This is a genomic window from Mucilaginibacter sp. Bleaf8 (assembly GCF_018390515.1).
Taxonomy (GTDB): Bacteria; Bacteroidota; Bacteroidia; order Sphingobacteriales; family Sphingobacteriaceae; genus Mucilaginibacter.
The window spans coordinates 757,188-773,272 of sequence record NZ_JAHBBK010000003.1; the positions used below are offsets into that span (position 1 = coordinate 757,188).

General features: G+C 42.8%; 15 protein-coding genes. 4 read left to right on the forward strand and 11 right to left on the reverse strand.

Annotation, left to right across the window (positions count from 1 at the left end; all coding sequences use genetic code 11):
• Nucleotides 1-19: 19 nt before the first annotated feature.
• Nucleotides 20-1,654: a chaperonin GroEL gene (gene groL / locus KHS38_RS16840; protein ID WP_213489703.1), complete on the forward strand. Its 1,635-nt coding sequence runs from the start codon at nucleotides 20-22 to the stop codon at nucleotides 1,652-1,654.
• A 337-nt stretch (nucleotides 1,655-1,991) separates the two neighbouring features.
• Complete coding sequence (locus KHS38_RS16845; RefSeq protein WP_249665440.1) at nucleotides 1,992-2,837, forward strand: mechanosensitive ion channel family protein; 846 nt, start codon at nucleotides 1,992-1,994, stop codon at nucleotides 2,835-2,837.
• 152 nt (nucleotides 2,838-2,989) lie between these two features.
• On the opposite strand, the gene KHS38_RS16850 is transcribed toward KHS38_RS16845, so the two are convergent.
• The 6 genes from KHS38_RS16850 to KHS38_RS16875 are packed head-to-tail and all read right to left on the reverse strand — an operon-like array spanning nucleotide 2,990 to nucleotide 9,050.
• Nucleotides 2,990-4,336 (reverse strand): DUF58 domain-containing protein, encoded by a 1,347-nt coding sequence (locus KHS38_RS16850; protein WP_213489704.1) that lies wholly within the window; start codon nucleotides 4,334-4,336, stop codon nucleotides 2,990-2,992.
• Nucleotides 4,337-4,339: 3 nt separating this feature from the next.
• Nucleotides 4,340-5,317: an AAA family ATPase gene (locus KHS38_RS16855; RefSeq protein WP_213489705.1), complete on the reverse strand. Its 978-nt coding sequence runs from the start codon at nucleotides 5,315-5,317 to the stop codon at nucleotides 4,340-4,342.
• A 1-nt stretch (nucleotide 5,318) separates the two neighbouring features.
• The gene (locus KHS38_RS16860) at nucleotides 5,319-6,488 is read right to left on the reverse strand and encodes a DUF4350 domain-containing protein (protein WP_213489706.1); all 1,170 of its coding nucleotides are present in this window, start codon (nucleotides 6,486-6,488) and stop codon (nucleotides 5,319-5,321) included.
• Nucleotides 6,485-7,213: a DUF4129 domain-containing protein gene (locus KHS38_RS16865; protein ID WP_213489707.1), complete on the reverse strand. Its 729-nt coding sequence runs from the start codon at nucleotides 7,211-7,213 to the stop codon at nucleotides 6,485-6,487. Before KHS38_RS16865 ends, KHS38_RS16860 begins: the two co-directional genes overlap by 4 nt.
• Entirely contained in the window at nucleotides 7,214-8,104 is an 891-nt protein-coding gene (locus KHS38_RS16870; RefSeq protein ID WP_213489708.1) for a hypothetical protein, read from the reverse strand. It lies immediately after the preceding gene.
• Nucleotides 8,088-9,050 (reverse strand): stage II sporulation protein M, encoded by a 963-nt coding sequence (locus KHS38_RS16875; RefSeq protein ID WP_213489709.1) that lies wholly within the window; start codon nucleotides 9,048-9,050, stop codon nucleotides 8,088-8,090. The genes KHS38_RS16870 and KHS38_RS16875 overlap by 17 nt, the downstream gene beginning before the upstream one ends.
• Before the next feature lie 91 nt (nucleotides 9,051-9,141).
• Here KHS38_RS16875 and KHS38_RS16880 point away from each other — a divergent pair, with 91 nt between their 5' ends.
• On the forward strand, nucleotides 9,142-9,894 hold the full coding sequence (locus KHS38_RS16880; protein WP_213489710.1) for an RDD family protein: 753 nt from the start codon (nucleotides 9,142-9,144) through the stop codon (nucleotides 9,892-9,894).
• Here KHS38_RS16880 and KHS38_RS16885 read toward each other — a convergent pair.
• Together KHS38_RS16885 and KHS38_RS16890 are read right to left on the reverse strand one after the other, a co-directional pair.
• Nucleotides 9,884-10,279 carry a DUF2752 domain-containing protein gene (locus KHS38_RS16885; RefSeq protein ID WP_213489711.1) on the reverse strand — a complete coding sequence of 132 codons (396 nt, stop codon included), beginning with the start codon at nucleotides 10,277-10,279 and terminating at the stop codon, nucleotides 9,884-9,886. The two genes, KHS38_RS16880 and KHS38_RS16885, sit on opposite strands and share 11 nt — an antisense overlap.
• Nucleotides 10,280-10,282: 3 nt before the next feature.
• Nucleotides 10,283-10,564: a CD225/dispanin family protein gene (locus tag KHS38_RS16890; protein WP_213489712.1), complete on the reverse strand. Its 282-nt coding sequence runs from the start codon at nucleotides 10,562-10,564 to the stop codon at nucleotides 10,283-10,285.
• Nucleotides 10,565-10,651: 87 nt separating this feature from the next.
• Here KHS38_RS16890 and KHS38_RS16895 point away from each other — a divergent pair, with 87 nt between their 5' ends.
• Nucleotides 10,652-12,079, forward strand: coding sequence for an L-serine ammonia-lyase (locus tag KHS38_RS16895; protein WP_213489713.1), 1,428 nt, complete (start codon nucleotides 10,652-10,654; stop codon nucleotides 12,077-12,079).
• Nucleotides 12,080-12,152: 73 nt separating this feature from the next.
• On the opposite strand, the gene KHS38_RS16900 is transcribed toward KHS38_RS16895, so the two are convergent.
• The 3 genes from KHS38_RS16900 to dcd form a co-directional block, all read right to left on the reverse strand.
• A complete protein-coding gene (locus KHS38_RS16900) occupies nucleotides 12,153-12,434 on the reverse strand; it encodes an ATP-dependent Clp protease adaptor ClpS (protein WP_213489714.1) in 282 nt (93 codons plus the stop codon).
• 258 nt (nucleotides 12,435-12,692) lie between these two features.
• Nucleotides 12,693-15,419, reverse strand: a complete 2,727-nt coding sequence (locus tag KHS38_RS16905; RefSeq protein ID WP_213489715.1) for a TonB-dependent receptor plug domain-containing protein — start codon at nucleotides 15,417-15,419, stop codon at nucleotides 12,693-12,695.
• 88 nt (nucleotides 15,420-15,507) lie between these two features.
• Nucleotides 15,508-16,044, reverse strand: coding sequence for a dCTP deaminase (dcd, locus tag KHS38_RS16910; protein ID WP_213489716.1), 537 nt, complete (start codon nucleotides 16,042-16,044; stop codon nucleotides 15,508-15,510).
• Nucleotides 16,045-16,085 lie beyond the last annotated feature (41 nt).

Consider the following 16,085-nt stretch of genomic DNA (forward strand, 5'->3'; position numbering starts at 1 on the left):
AACAAAACTTAAAAAAGACATGGCAAAACAAGTAAAATACAATGTTGAAGCACGCGATGCTCTGAAACGCGGTGTGGACACTTTAGCAAACGCAGTTAAAGTAACTTTAGGCCCTAAAGGTCGTAACGTAATTATCGACAAGAAATTTGGTTCACCGGCTATCACTAAAGACGGTGTCACTGTAGCTAAAGAAATCGAATTAAAAGATTCTTTAGAGAACATGGGTGCACAAATGGTGAAAGAAGTAGCATCTAAAACTGCTGATATTGCAGGTGACGGTACTACTACCGCTACTGTTTTGGCGCAGGCTATCATCACTGCAGGTATCAAAAACGTAGCAGCTGGTGCTAACCCAATGGATTTAAAGCGCGGTATTGACAAAGCTGTTGCAGCTGTTGTGGCTAACCTGCGTGAGCAATCTCAAACTGTTGGCGAAGACAATAACAAAATTAAACAAGTAGCCAGCATTTCAGCTAACAATGACGAAGTTATTGGTACCCTGATTGCTGATGCTATGGGCAAAGTAGGTAAAGATGGTGTAATTACCGTTGAAGAAGCTAAAGGTACAGAAACTGAAGTAAGAACTGTAGAAGGTATGCAGTTTGACCGTGGTTACCTTTCTCCGTACTTTGTAACCAATGCTGATAAAATGGAAGCAGAACTGGATAGCCCTTATATCCTGATCTACGATAAAAAGATTTCTTCAATGAAGGAATTGCTTCCAATCCTGGAAAAACAAGTACAAACCGGAAAACCACTGGTTATCATCGCTGAAGATTTAGACGGTGAAGCTTTAGCTACTTTGGTAGTTAACAAAATCCGTGGTTCACTGAAAGTTGCTGCTGTTAAAGCGCCTGGCTTTGGTGACCGTCGTAAAGCTATGCTGGAAGATATCGCTATCCTGACTGGTGGTACTGTGATTTCTGAAGAAAGAGGCTTTAAACTGGAGAATGCTGACTTAAGCTTCCTGGGTACTGCTGAGAAAGTAGTTATTGACAAAGACAATACTACTGTAATTAACGGTTATGGTGATGCTGAGGCAATCAAAGCCCGCGTTAACCAAATCAAATCACAGATCGAAACCACTACTTCTGACTATGATAAAGAAAAACTGCAAGAGCGTTTAGCTAAATTATCTGGTGGTGTAGCTGTATTGTACGTAGGTGCTGCTACCGAAGTAGAGATGAAAGAGAAAAAAGACCGTGTTGATGATGCTTTACACGCAACCCGCGCTGCCGTTGAAGAAGGTATCGTAGCTGGTGGTGGTGTAGCCTTCATCCGTGCGGTTGCTGCTTTAGCAAACGTTGAAGGTGCTAACGAGGATGAGAAAACTGGTATCCAGATCATCCGCCGTGCTATTGAAGAGCCGTTACGTCAAATCTGTCAAAACGCAGGTATCGAAGGTTCAATCGTAGTACAAAAAGTAAAAGAAGGCACTGCCGACTTTGGTTACAATGCCCGTACTGATAAATACGAAAACTTAATCGGTGCTGGTGTAATTGACCCTACTAAAGTATCACGTGTAGCTTTAGAGAATGCTGCTTCAATCTCAGCGATGCTGTTAACCACCGAGTGTGTGTTGGCTGATGATCCGGAAGATGAAAAAGCTGGTGCTGGTGCCCCTCCAATGGGCGGCATGGGCGGTATGATGTAATCAAACCATACATCGTATTAAATTGCATACAAATCGAACCCCTGTCTGATTTTCCAGACAGGGGTTCTTGTTTTTGCGACCTAATATTTACGTAAAAACGGCTTTTAGGTTATATTTTATTAATCAAATGATTAATAAACGCCCAGATGTTGCTGGGCGTATGTTATATTTTTGCATAAAATTTCGAATTTATAGTTACAGGCATATAGTTTGATATTTTGTAAGCGATATGAAACACATTACCCAGAGAAAGAGACAATTGCAGACAAGGATATTTGAGTGGGTAGTACTTAAAGGTCCTGAATTATTTGTGAGCTTAATGTCGTAAACTTGCTGAATGAATTTTCAGCTACTGACATTAATTAATTTAATGCTTGCAGCCAAGGCCCCAGCTTCGCCTTCGGTTACCGATTTATATGACAAAGCTTATTCATGGGTAGTTAACAACGGCCCTAAATTGCTGATAGGTATCATTGTATTTTTCATAGGCCTGTCACTTATAAGCTTTCTACGCAGATGGATGACACGCCGCATGGCACACAAGAAAGTCCATTCATCATTACAACCATTTTTTCTAAGTTTATCTATTACTGCCCTGCACCTGGTGCTGATTATTGTGGTGATGGAGATAATGGGCATTGAGCTCACTATCTTTACAGCCATTCTGAGTGCGGCCACGGTGGCTGCAGGTTTAGCTTTATCGGGCACGCTGCAAAATTTTGCCGGCGGTGTAATGATCTTGCTGCTTAAGCCCTTTGAAATAGACGACAATATTATTGCACAAGGCCAGGACGGCGTAGTTACTTCCATCCAGATATTTTATACTGTTGTGCTTACCTATGATAATAAAACGGTGATTATACCTAACGGTAAACTGTTTAATGAGGTAATTGTGAATGTATCGCGTCAGGGTAGCCGCCGGTTGGATATCGAACTTAAGCTTAATTTTGCTGCAGATATCGATAAGGTAAAGAGCGTAATCAGTAAATCGATCGATTCTACCGAAAATATCTTGGTGCAGCCTTCCAAATACCTTGGTATCTCTCAAATTGATCCCGATGGGTACCGCTTTACTATACGTGTATGGGTGCAACCGGGTAACTTCCTATCTGCCAAATTGAACCTTCAGGAGCGCATTATCAAAGACTTGAAGGCATCGGACATTAAACTGCCGGGAATGTAGGTTGATAGGTAAGATCAGCCGTTATACATTTAAAGACTATTCCTTTAAAATTCAGCTGTCATCTTAAACGATAATGAGAGAATTATACCATAATTAGCAAGGTATAATATCTCTTATTATCATTCGAGGTGGCATTTTTTAGTTTTAAGACCTTAAATCTTTTGTCTTGCTTTTAGTTCCAGATACCGGTTTACGGTATTGACTGTCAGATTTTGCGGTGCCGTAAGGATGGATTGGATACCATGTTTGGCCAGTTCCTTTACCATCATCTTTTTATCGTAAGCAAATTTTTCGGCAATGGTTTTTATGTATACGCCTTCCACATCAGTAGCAGGCTGCTCGCTTACTTTTCTAAGCTCTGTATTTTCGAAAAACACCACTAACAATAAATTAAAGCTGGCTATACGTTTTAAAAACGGAAGGTGGCGCTCTAAAGCCGGCATGCTTTCATAGTTAGTGAAAAACACCACCAGGCTGCGCTGTTTTATTACGCGTCGAGTAGTGGCATAAAGCAGCTCCATGTTGGTTTCCAGATAGCGGGTTTTCTCCTTATACAATACCTCCAGTATTTTATTGATATGTGCCGGTTTCTTTTCGGCTGGTACAATAGCGCCGATCTTTTCTGCAACGGTAATTAGGCCCGCTTTATCTTCCTTAAGCAATGCTACATTAGAGAGTACCAGGCTGGCGTTAATGGCATAGTCCATCAGGCTTAAGCCTTCGAATGGCATTTTCATCGACCGCGACTTGTCGATGATGCAATACACCTGCTGCGATTTTTCGTCGGTGTAGTTGTTGGTCATCAGGCTGCCATGCCGGGCCGAGGCCTTCCAGTTGATGGTGCGATAATCATCGCCGGGTACATAAGCTTTAATCTGCTCAAATTCCATACTGTTGCCCAATCGCCTGATCTTCTTAATACCCACTTCGTTCAAGCGGTTGGATATAGCCAGCAATTCATACTGGCGCATCTGTAAAAAGGACGGATATACGGGCAAAACCTCGCTTTCTGCAAAGTTATAACGCCTGCTGATTAACCCCAGCGGCGATTGCGCAAACACTCGGATTAAACCAAACTCATATTCACCGCGCTTTAAGGGTTTCAGCTGGTAAGAGATCAGCTTATGCTGTCGCGGTTTTATGCTGGTTTTAAACCATACATCACGTTTTTGAAATTGATAAGGAATCTCATCTATAATACCGGCGGATAGAGGGAACGTATAGAAGTTTTCGATGTATACGCCCAGTTCATTATCGTCGCCGTTACTTAACCTTTCGGGAGCCTCACGGCGGGCAAATACGCCATTGCGGTTGCTGTATAGCATTACAATATCTATAAGCAGCAAAATGATCAGGGCCCAGAAAGCCAGTTGCGGTAACACGCCCAACCATTCAAAAAAGAAACGGAAAATAAAGAATACCGAACAGCCAATTAACCCGGCCAGCAGGCGGGTAGTTAAAAACAGGTTTTTGTAATATAAGCTGATGAAGTTTTTCACGTATTAGCGTGGTATTTCTATTTTTTGTATAATTTGAGCCACTACCTCGTCAGGTGTAACGCCTTCCATCTCTTTATCGGGCGTAAGCATAATGCGGTGCCTTAATACGGCCGGTGTAATCCATATAATATCTTCAGGAGTTACAAAATCGCGCCCTTTCATGGCCGCCAGTGCCTTAGCACCGTTGATGATAGCCAATGAAGCGCGTGGTGAACCACCGAGGTACAAAGATTTATTCTGACGGGTTTCGTAAACAATTTTCGCTACAAATTCGAGCAGTTTAGGTTCTACAAAAAGCTCGCGTACCTGCTTTCTTACAGCTACAATATCTTGTGCCGATAATACGGGCTGAATTTGGGTAAGCTGCTCGATTGTTTTTTGCTGATGCTGTTGGGTAAGTATGGCAATCTCGTCTTCCAAAGTTGGATATTTTACTTCGATCTTGAACAGAAAGCGATCCAGCTGCGCTTCGGGCAGGCGGTAAGTACCTTCCTGCTCAACGGGGTTTTGTGTAGCCAGGATAATGAAAGGTTCATCCAGTTTATACTGGTGCCCGTCAACCGTTACCTGGCGCTCTTCCATTACCTCAAACAGGGCCGATTGCGTTTTAGCCGGGGCTCGGTTCACCTCATCTATAAGTACGATATTGCCAAACACCGGGCCGGCCTTAAATTCAAACTCAGTGGTTTTAGGGTTAAATACCGAAGTACCGATCACGTCAGACGGCATCAGATCGGGGGTGAACTGTATACGGGAGTAACGGGCATCAATAGCACGTGCAATTAGTTTAGCTGTGAGTGTTTTAGCTACGCCGGGTACGCCTTCAATCAGTAAATGGCCATCTGCCAGTATACCGGCAATCAGCAGGTCAACGGTTTCCTGCTGGCCTACCACAATTTTAGCAATGGTAGCTTTAATTTGCTCAACCGCGTAACTGAGCTTGCTCAGATCGGTGCGCGATTCAAATACTGGGTTTTCCATATTATCTGGATTTTGCATAAAACTCTTCTATCAATTGATTTAATTTAATCAGTTCCTGGTCGGATATTTGGGTATGGTTGTGCAGGTAATTCAGCATGTAAACCAGCTCGGTGGCCAGTTCGTGGTCTATACCTGTCTTTTGAGTAAGGCCATCAACAAAATCTTTATTGAGTAAGCCGGTTTTTAGGTTGTACTTACTACGAATATGCTCTAACAGGTAAGTTATCTTTTTGAGCGTAATGTCAAAGTTATTGCGCTGCTCATAGTATACCCCGCCAACTACACTTACAAATTCGAGCGTGGTGTTTTGCAGTGGCTCAATTACCGGTATAATGCGTTGGCGACGCTTCATCTGGTATAAAACGAAGAACAGCGTTGTTAGTAAAGCAATATAGTAAGCCCAGCTTAAGCTCTCGTTACCGAAGATGACACGCAGGGGCGAGGTATCCTGCGGTATATCCTTATTCTGGAATTGATCCCAGTAAATGTTTTTGGTAACAGGCAGATAAGATAGCGCTTTGGCTGCATATTCGGCCCCTTGCGGGTTCAATAAGCTATAGTTGGTAAACAAATGCGGGCCTGCACACAAGTATAGATTACCCTTGCCAAATTTGAACTGCAGGTAGTTGCTGTGCCCTAATGTGTTTTGGCTTAATACCACGGCATGGGCGGTATCAAACGAACTGAAATACTGGTTACTTACATCGTGCTTAAACGTATAATAGCCCGGCCGCTTTAAACGCGGGTTGGTAAAGTTTAGGCCGGCATTGGCCTGCTTATATTCAGAGCCCATTTGCAGCTTCAAGGTATCTGCCAAAAAGCCCTGCCATACAAAGGCCGACATAAATACATTATTACCCACCTTGATATACTTTACCAACCGTTCATAATCGTACTTGTCGGTTTCGATAGTTTTGGCAACAACCATGTAATTGCCTGATAAGCTACTGTCCTGAAATACTTTATTGAGCGTACTATTGGTATGTGTAACAGCCGCTCCCGGAAATATTTGATTTAATTGCTGATGCAATATGGCTGTACCAAACGGAATCTTGTCCTTGTAATACAGCGTTGATATCCAGTTAACCGGCTTGGGTTTGTTATACTGGGCTACTAAATAGATAACCAATGCACCAACGCAAACCAGCATCAGAAGCTTAAAATCTTTCATGCCAGTGTTTGCTTAAAGTGGGTGAACAAAGTATTGATATTTTGGAACGTTTGGCTGTTGATGCTGAATTCACCGTACCATACATATTCAAACTGGCGGGTAAGCACAGCAAAGGCATCGCGCTGCTCCATGTTTTTCAATTCGTCGATATAGGCACTGTTGGTTTTATCTAACTGCCAGTTAATCAGGTTGGCATCACTTAGTTGCTTTAATGATTTTAAGTATAGCAGGCGCACCGCCAGCCGGTAATTATGTTCATTAATTGCCTGTTCAATCGCCGTATTAAAATCAATTTCATGTATGTTTTCCAGGCTTTCGGTATAAGGCACTTCCGCCTCAGCAGATTTTTTTCGGAAAATGTTCTTGATACCCGCCAATCGTAATAGAATAAATATGAGTGTGGCTAAGCCAAGTGCTATAAACAGGTACTTTAAAAAAATGGCTAAATAGTAATAAAATGAATGCGAATTTTTAACCTTAAAACCATCAAACAAGTGCCAGAACCAGCGCCAGAAACGCGTCCACAAAGACGGCTTTTGCTTTAAGTCTTCGTAATGATACTCCGGCAGCTTACGGCATTCATCCAAATAGGCTTTGTCAAAATAACGGGTTTGTATCCGCGCCGTATCGGTACGCAGTACCAAGGCGGGCTTGGCATTAGGCAGCGCCCTGGCGGGGGCACCAAGTAGCATAAGCACAATACCTAAGTATAGTACGTTTCTCATTTAATATTCTTCAGCAGGTAAGTCGGTATCAGGCTGCTTGCCAAAGCTATTAATACGATCCATTAAACCAGTGCCTTCTTTTTTCTCATTTAAATTAAAGTAGCAAAGGGCTAACGTAACGATGGGCAAGGCTGCAAGTACAAACCCAAGTGTTTGTAGTACCGACATAATAATAGTAAGTGGTGTAAACAGAGATGAAGCGTCGTGTAAGTGTGTTAATGAAAGTGCTGCTGTTACTATCATGCCGGGTACCATTAAAATACCTACACCTAAGGATATGATAAGCAACATAACGAATAGTGCCCCGAAAGTAGCCCACCAGTTATCCTTGATTAAGGAAAAGCTGCGGTTGAATGCATATCCTAAACTGGTGTTTTCAAAAATGATAATGGGGAAGATAAGCGAAAGGATAGGCGATAACCATATACCAGGAATAATACATAATACAAAGCCCAGCCCCATAAGAATACCAATAACAAAAATGCTTCCGATTATACGAAGAAAATAGTACTTAATGTATCCCCAAACTTCTGCAGGAGACGGGGCAATGTTGCCTTTGTCGCGATACAGGGCTATATAGCTTAAAACCGTAGTAAGCAGAATGGTTTGTGTTAAATAGCTAAATATCAAGGTTAGAAAGTATTCAACACCAAAAAGAGATGGAACATCAAAAGACGCAGCCGCCTCCGGGTCGTTTTGCATACGCTGTTGCAAGCCCAAAATTTTAGCTTGTTGAAGATATTGAAGAACAATGAGTGCTAACAAAAAGAAGCTGCAGAAAGTAAGAATGATCTTAAACAGCGGCTTAAAATTTTGCTTCACAAACATAAAAGTGTCGTTGATGATTTCTCCAAAATCGCGAGCCTTGGCCAATTCAATCTTCTGTTGCATATAAGGTGTTGTTTTTATATAATTTATTGGGGTAAATAACCACGTACCATATCATAAAAGCCAAAGATGACCCTAAAATAAGCAGGCTCAGCCAAACGGGCATTTGGGTATGGCGGGTTACAAAGCTTTCGAAAAAGGCAGCAATAGCAAATATAGGCACCAAGCCAATAATAATTTTCAGGCCATCTTTGGCGCCACGTTTAAATGATATAATGCGCTTATAAGTTTTAGGGAACAACAAGCTATTTCCTAAAATTAAGCCTGCACAACCGGCAATAATAAGGGATGATATTTCAAGGGTGCCATGTATCCAGATAACCAATATAGATTGCCAGCCCAAACCTTTACTAAAAAAGAAATACTCGAACGAGCCCAGCATAACAGCATTCCTGAACATAAAAAAGATGGTGCCGGCACCACAAAATACACCGGCCACATAGCACACGAACGATACATAGATGTTATTCATGCCAATTTGAAAAAACATCGTAAACTCATTCTGGCTTTTATATATGCCGAATGGGTCGCCTTTGGCAATGTTGGCATTGGTCATGGCTACATATTCGTGACCCAAAATCAATTCCACAAACTGGTCATCGTATTTGGCCGAAAGGGCGCCCATCAGGCCGAATACGGTAAAAAGGATAAATGAATACAGTAATTGTTTTTGATACTGCTTAAATACCGCAGGCAATTCATACTTCCAAAAGGTGATAAAGCGATTGCTTTTAACCTTTTTGTTTTTGTAGATAGACTGGTGTAACCTGGCAGCGAGGCCGTTTAGGTAAGCCGTTGTTTTAGAGTTTGGATAAAAAGTTTTGGCATAAGCCAGATCGTCCGTTATTTGTATAAAACGGTCGGCAAGCTCATCGGGGCTCTGTGTATAAGCCTCTTCAAAGCTTTTCCATTTACCTGAATTTTGTTTAACAAACAGGGGTTCGCGCATGGCTTAGGCTTGTAAAATTTACCGGCTCAAATTAAATAGAAAAATTTAGTTTTCAATTAAAAATGTTCAGCAGGCAATTATCTTTGCCATTATGCAAACCGTCAGGATAACCACATCACAAAACATTACCATTGATTATGAAGTAGCCGGCCTGGGCGAACGTATGCTGGCTTATCTGGTTGACGCAGGTATTTTTATAATCCTGTATCTTTTAGGTATTCTCATCGGTGTAGGTGGTGCAGTAGCGGGTGGTAGTGGAGCAGGACTAATTGTTCTTGTTATTATATATTTCGCCTTGTTCGTTTTTTACGATTTAGCTTGTGAGATTTTTATGAACGGACAAAGTTTCGGTAAACGGGTCATGAAAATTAAGGTAGTTAGCTTGAATGGTGGCCAGCCTTCAATAGGTCAATACCTCCTGCGGTGGATATTCCGGATTGTAGATATGAGTTTAACATCCGGCGTTTGTGCAATTGTTACCATAGCCGCATCCGGAAAAAGCCAGCGCCTGGGCGATATAGTAGCCGGTACCACACTTATTAAAACCGAGCCGCGGAGCAAAATGGATCAGATTGCTCACATGCCCGTTGCTGATGTTAATTATGAACCTGTTTACAAGGAAGCAGGTAATTTAACAGATAAAGATGTTGCGCTGATACATGAGGTAATTCAAACCTATATGCAAACGGGTAATACTGCGGTTGTTTATAGTATGGCAAACCAAATAAAACAGCATTTAAACATAAGTATCCACAACGGTATGGATGAGTTGTTATTCTTACAAACTGTTGTTAAAGACTACAATCATCTTACTGTAAGTAGCAGCTATAACTTTAATGCTTAAATGGATAATATGGGGTGTTTCTGACGATCCAAAAGGCAATTACAATAACGGCCATAATGCGTGGTGTTAATGGATGGTATAACAATGCCCATTTATACTTTTTGCCTTTTAACGCTGAAGTAAGCACATAGCCAAAATGGATCAATAAAATAGGTAGGCTCAGTACCAGAAGTAAGTTTTGACGTATTGCATCCGCAAGGTTTGCATGTAATAAAGCATGAATGGCTCGCTGAGAGCCACAGCCAGGGCAGTCAAGCCCGGTTAAATAATGGAACGGGCATTTTGGAAAAAAGCTATATTTTGTCGGGTTGTATGTAAAGTAAATGCCAATAAAACATAGCACCAATACACATCCTGCCGTAAAATATAGCTTTTTATATTTCATTGATTAACCACGGCCTAACATAACCACGAATATGCCGTAGAGAACGCCAACTACTATTCCTCCAAAGAAACCGATTTTTGTCCATTTGCCAGCTTGCTCTGAAGCTTTAAGGGCACCATTATAATCCCCAACGTCATAACGGCTGTTTACACTTGCTGCATTAATGATACCTACAATACCTAAAGGCAAGCAGCAAAATAGAGTAACTAAAATTGATTCTACCAGCCAATTTTTTGGACGAGGCATCGGTGGTTGCGAAAAAGGTTGTTGCTGTTGAAAATCCATGATTTGTTTAAGTGAAATTTGGTTAAAGATAATACAATTTTACAATAACAATAACGTTGCCAATTATCTGTATATCTTTGTCATAGCATGCAAAAAGAACAGTTATCCGTATTCGATATATTTAAAATAGGCATAGGCCCCTCAAGTTCACATACTTTGGGCCCCTGGCGTGCTGCACAGCAATTTGTATATACCCTGCAGGAGCAGCAGGTGCTGGATAAAGTAGCTCAGGTGAAAATTTTGCTTTACGGCTCACTGGCTAAAACAGGTAAAGGGCACGGTACAGATGTGGCTATTCTATTAGGGCTAAGCGGTTATGACCCGGTTACGTTTGATGTTAACCAAATTGATAGTGAGATAGAAAGCATTAACCAACAGCATAAATTAAACCTTGGCGGCGAGCAACCCGTTAGCTTTTTTGCGGAGGACGATATGTTGTTTTTGTTCAGCCAGAGTTTGCCTTTCCACCCCAACGCGGTAACTTTCCAGGCATTTTTGAGTACCGGCAAGGCCATATCCGAAACTTATTACTCTATAGGGGGCGGTTTTGTAGTCAAGGAGGGGGGCTCCAGTCAGCAAAAAGCTGATGTAGATTTACCTTTCCCGATAGATACTGCTAATGATATATTACACTGGTGCCGTAAAACGGGCCTCAAAATATCAGAGGTGGTACTGGAAAATGAGCAGGCCTGGCGACCCGAAGCTGAAACCCGCAAAGGTGTGCTTGATATTTTTAGGGTAATTAAAGAGTGCATGTACCGCGGTTGCCATACCAAGGGCTACCTGCCTGGCGGCTTAAATGTGGCCCGTCGCGCTGCTGACCTGAACCGCAGGCTTACCAAAAATGCACCGTACAGTAACTTTGATGAATGGGTGAATGTAATACGCCAAACCGGCAACAGCTTTCAAAATATTCTGGATTGGGTAAGTTGTTTCGCCTTGGCAGTTAATGAGGAGAATGCCTCATTCGGTAGGGTGGTAACAGCGCCAACCAATGGCGCGGCTGGTGTTATACCGGCAGTGCTGCAATACTTTATTGTATTTTGCGATGGTTACTATGAAGACCGCATTATGCAGTTTTTATTAACCGCATCCGAGATTGGTTGTATCTTCAAAAAGGGAGCTACCATATCAGCAGCAATGGGTGGTTGCCAAGCCGAAATTGGGGTGTCATCAGCCATGGCGGCAGCGGCTTTAACTGAATGCCTGGGTGGTTCGCAAAGGCAGGTGTTGATGGCGGCTGAAATTGCCATGGAACACCACCTGGGCCTTACCTGCGATCCAATTGGCGGTTTAGTACAGGTACCGTGTATTGAGCGGAATACCATGGGGGCTATTAAGGCAATCACAGCCTCGCAATTGGCGCTGCAAAGTAACCCCGACAAAGCAAAAGTAAGCCTTGATGCCGTAATTAAAACTATGTGGGAAACCGCACTGGATATGAATTCCAAGTACAAAGAAACATCAGACGGTGGCTTGGCTATCAATATTCCGATCAGCTTACCTGAGTGTTAACTCAGGGCTTAATACAAAAAACGTCCTGCGTTCATCAACGCAGGACGTTTTCTGTATTATATAGGGGCCGAAATTATTCTACCGTAACGGTAAGGCCTTCCTGTTGTAAAATTTTGCGGTAAACTTCCATTTCTGTAAATGATCCTTCCAGTACGGCGCATTTACCTTCGTTATGTACTTTCCAGGCAATTTTTTCGGCTTGCGATTCTGAGTAATCCAGATATTTCATCATGCAATAAATCACATGTTCAAAGCTGTTTACATCGTCGTTCCACAAAATCAGGCGGTGCATTTCTTTCAGGCTCGCCAGTATTTCTTCAAGCGTAAGCGTTTCTTCCTGTACTTCAGTCGGCATATCACAGCAAAGTTACCTAAAAGCTGCAATAAAAATCAAGTCCGGTTGTTAATTCTCCAAATTCATTCCCTTGGTCATGCAATAGCTAATCTTAGTTTCAGCATTGCTGGTGCCGCTGCCCACATGCACACCTCACTAAGCCACCGCCTGCGCCGCCATAGCGAAAAAACCTAAATGGCTAAAACGGTATATCTCAGAAAAGTTCTATCTGTACCAACGCGAGCAGAACAGATAGAACTTACATATTCAATACTGCTCTTACCGTACCGTATAGCGATATACCCGGCGGCCCAGGTTACCATCGGCATCAATACCTTCAACTACTACCCGGTAAGTGCCCGGGCTGCCGGCATTGTAATATTCAAACGATGCTTGTCCGCTTTCGTTGGTTACAATGTTAGGTTGCCAGAAAATGGTTGTGCGCAGATCGGCAATTGCCTTGTTGGTTTTAGGATCATCGTATTGTGGCGAATAAAACTCGCGGGCTTTGTAATAGCCTTTAGGTGTATACGTGATTACCCCTGGCGCATAAATTTGCGCAGCATTGTAGGTATAACTGCCACCACGCTTGGTGTTGATAATCATTACGCCACCGCCGCCACGACCGCCGTAAATAGCCGTATGAGCGCCCGAGCGTAATATTTCAATACTGGCAATATCAAAGGTATTGAGCGAAAACAGGTAATCGGGTTCTATATATACACCATCTACAATAATTTGCATAGGCTGGTTAAAGCTGCGGGTTGAATACGGAATACCGTTGCGGAATACCACGCCTACCAGCCGGCCCTGCAAACATTGGTCAATAGTGGTACAGCCCATCTGTGTAAACAAATCACCCATAATTATCTGGTCGGCATTGCCCGGCCCGTTCAGGTTAGATGAGTTTTCCAGCGCAGCTTTTTTCTTTTCGGTAATCGTTACCTCTTTCAGCACAATAGTATGGTTGCCTAAACCAAACCGGGTTTGGGTATCATATAGTTCCTTGTTGTGTTTCAGGTAGGCCGTTAGCCGGCTGTCTGTATTGGCATCAATTGTGGTTATATTTCTGCTTTTGGTAATGGCAGCTGGCCCGGTAGACCGGTCTAATATAATTTCAACATTCTTGCCGTTTTTGGCAGTTCGTGCCTGTAAAACAAAGCGGATGCTATCTTTAAATATTAGGTTGTTAAAGGCAAAGCGGCCCTGCGTATCAGCAACCGTATCTAATATAAACGTGCCCCCTGCAGTAGTAAACAAAGTGATTTTGGCATTGGGTACAGGTTTGCCGCCTGATGTTTTGATGGTACCGGCTATCTGCAATGATTTTTCGGGTTGATAAACAGGTACCGGGAAATTGCTCGCCAATAGCGGCTTCCACTCAAAGCGGCGGTAGCCCTGGGTAAGCAGCAAAACATCCAGATCAGTTTGCGTTGTTTCGTTTACCTGGCTAAAGTAATAATTGGGCTGTTCAATAAATCCCTTCAGCTCTGATGTGAGTAAAATGCTGGATAAAATGGATGTTTCAGTTGCCTCATCGGTTTTTATCTTGCTCTCATCAATTACCGCTGCCGAAAATAGGCCAACTACCGGTTTACTGGCATTATTAGTAGCATTTAGGTTAATCTTAACCTTTTCGCGTACGCCCGAAGCTGATTGTGCTGCGCTTACATTTAAATTTAATTGATCGGCCCTGTTTTGTATAAACACTAATCGCTCGTTCAGCGGTTCGCCGTTTGCAGAAAATAAAGTGAATTGCGTAATGCCCGACGGAAAACGGCTTTTAGGTATTAAAGTACCAAAAGTATTGCTACCATTGTTGTTTTTGGCCACAAACTTAACAGCGCCACCCGACTGGGCCACAACATAAACCTGATTGCTGCCGGTCTGGTTAGCGCTGCCGGTTACCCGGATGCTGATATTGGCCGAATCGGTTTGATTAATGCTCATCACATAACCCTGCGCTTGCACCTGTGGTAAGCTAACGGTGCTTTGCGAGCCATCGGGATAGGTAAGTTGCGCGGTATAGGTTTTACCCGCTTGTGGGGCCAGGGCAAAGTAGCCCATGCCCAGGTGCCGGGTACTGATGGTGGCTACCTGCTGGTTATCATTGTCGGTAACAGTACCCTTAATATCAACGCCCAAACCGTCAGCTCCAACAGCTTTGAACGCTACTTTTGAACGTATGCCGTTAACCAGGTACCCGCTTTCTGGAAAGAACTGTACGCTTACACGATTGGACGTAGCTGTTACCGGTATGGTTTTATTGATGGTCTTTTTGTCGGCTACTTTAATGTCGGTAATAATGCGGCCCAAAGTAAGCAGTGCTGGATTGGTGTTTTCGAATTCAACCCGGATGTTACCCTGATTGTCAGTTATGCCGCGGCCGCGGGTTATTTGCCTGTCATTAAGCTGTACTTTGTAGCTTACTTCTTTGCCCGTATAGGGTGTACCATTCAAGCTGTTGTAAGTAATCAGGGCGGTTACCTTTTGCTCGTTATTTACTGTACTGTAGGTAAAGCGGGTTTGGGTAAACACCGTATTGGTTGCTGCATTGCCAATGGCGATGGTTTTATTGAAAAAGTAATCTTCGCCTGCATTACGCATCCAGTTGGTATAGGCCCTGATGCGATAGGTGCCTTCACGAAGAGTATCACTCAATGCAAAATCGCCCCAGGCAATGCCACTGGTAACAGGTAGTTTAACATACTGTTTTACAGAGTCGCGGTCGTCAATTAATTCTACATTCAATGAACCGCTTAATGCAGATAATTTGTGCTCGGTACCAACGGTTATATAAGCTTTAAACCAGATATCATCGCCAACGGCATAATAAGGCTTATCCAGCTGCAAATAAACTTTCTCCTGCGGATTATCATTTGTCCATTTTTCCAGCACGGAGGTAATACGGGTTATTACGGGATCGTCGGCAACCCATACAAAGCCAGCCAGCCCCAGTACCAAGCCAATAGTACAGGTATATAAAAGTGTTTTTCTGAAATTCATTTGAACCGGTTAATGCTATTTTAAATATACTATCAAGCAGCCCAATAAGTTTTATTAAGCTGTTGGCATATAGCTATTAACGGTAAATTTAGAATTTATTTTTCCACATCATGCTCTCAACCGGCCGTGTAGTAGGATTGTTATATTTAGCGTTTTCTTTAGTGTTGTAAAGTGTGCTGATTTCGCCTTCTACTACAAAATAAATAAGCTGGCCAATAGGCATACCGGCGTAAATGCGTACCGGTTGGGCTGCTGATATTTCCAGCGTCCAGGTGTTGCAAAAGCCTACATCGCCTTTACCGGCAGTGGCATGTATGTCAATGCCTAATCGCCCGGTGCTCGACTTGCCTTCCAGAAATGGTACGTGTTTATGTGTTTCGGTATACTCCATGGTTACGCCCAGGTATAGGGTGCCGGGCTGTAGTACAAAGCCTTCTTTCGGAATTTCAAAAGAGTCGATCTCGTTATGTACACGTGCATCCAGCACGCGGTTGCGGTAAGTAGCCAGGTATTTGCCTAAGTGCACATCGTACGAGTTAGTGCCCAGGCACTCTCTTCTGAAAGGCTCAACAATGATATTACCTTTCTCAATTTCCTCTAATATTCGCTTGTCCGATAAAATCATATTGCCTTCCGGAATGGGTGGACTAAATTAGATTATTTACA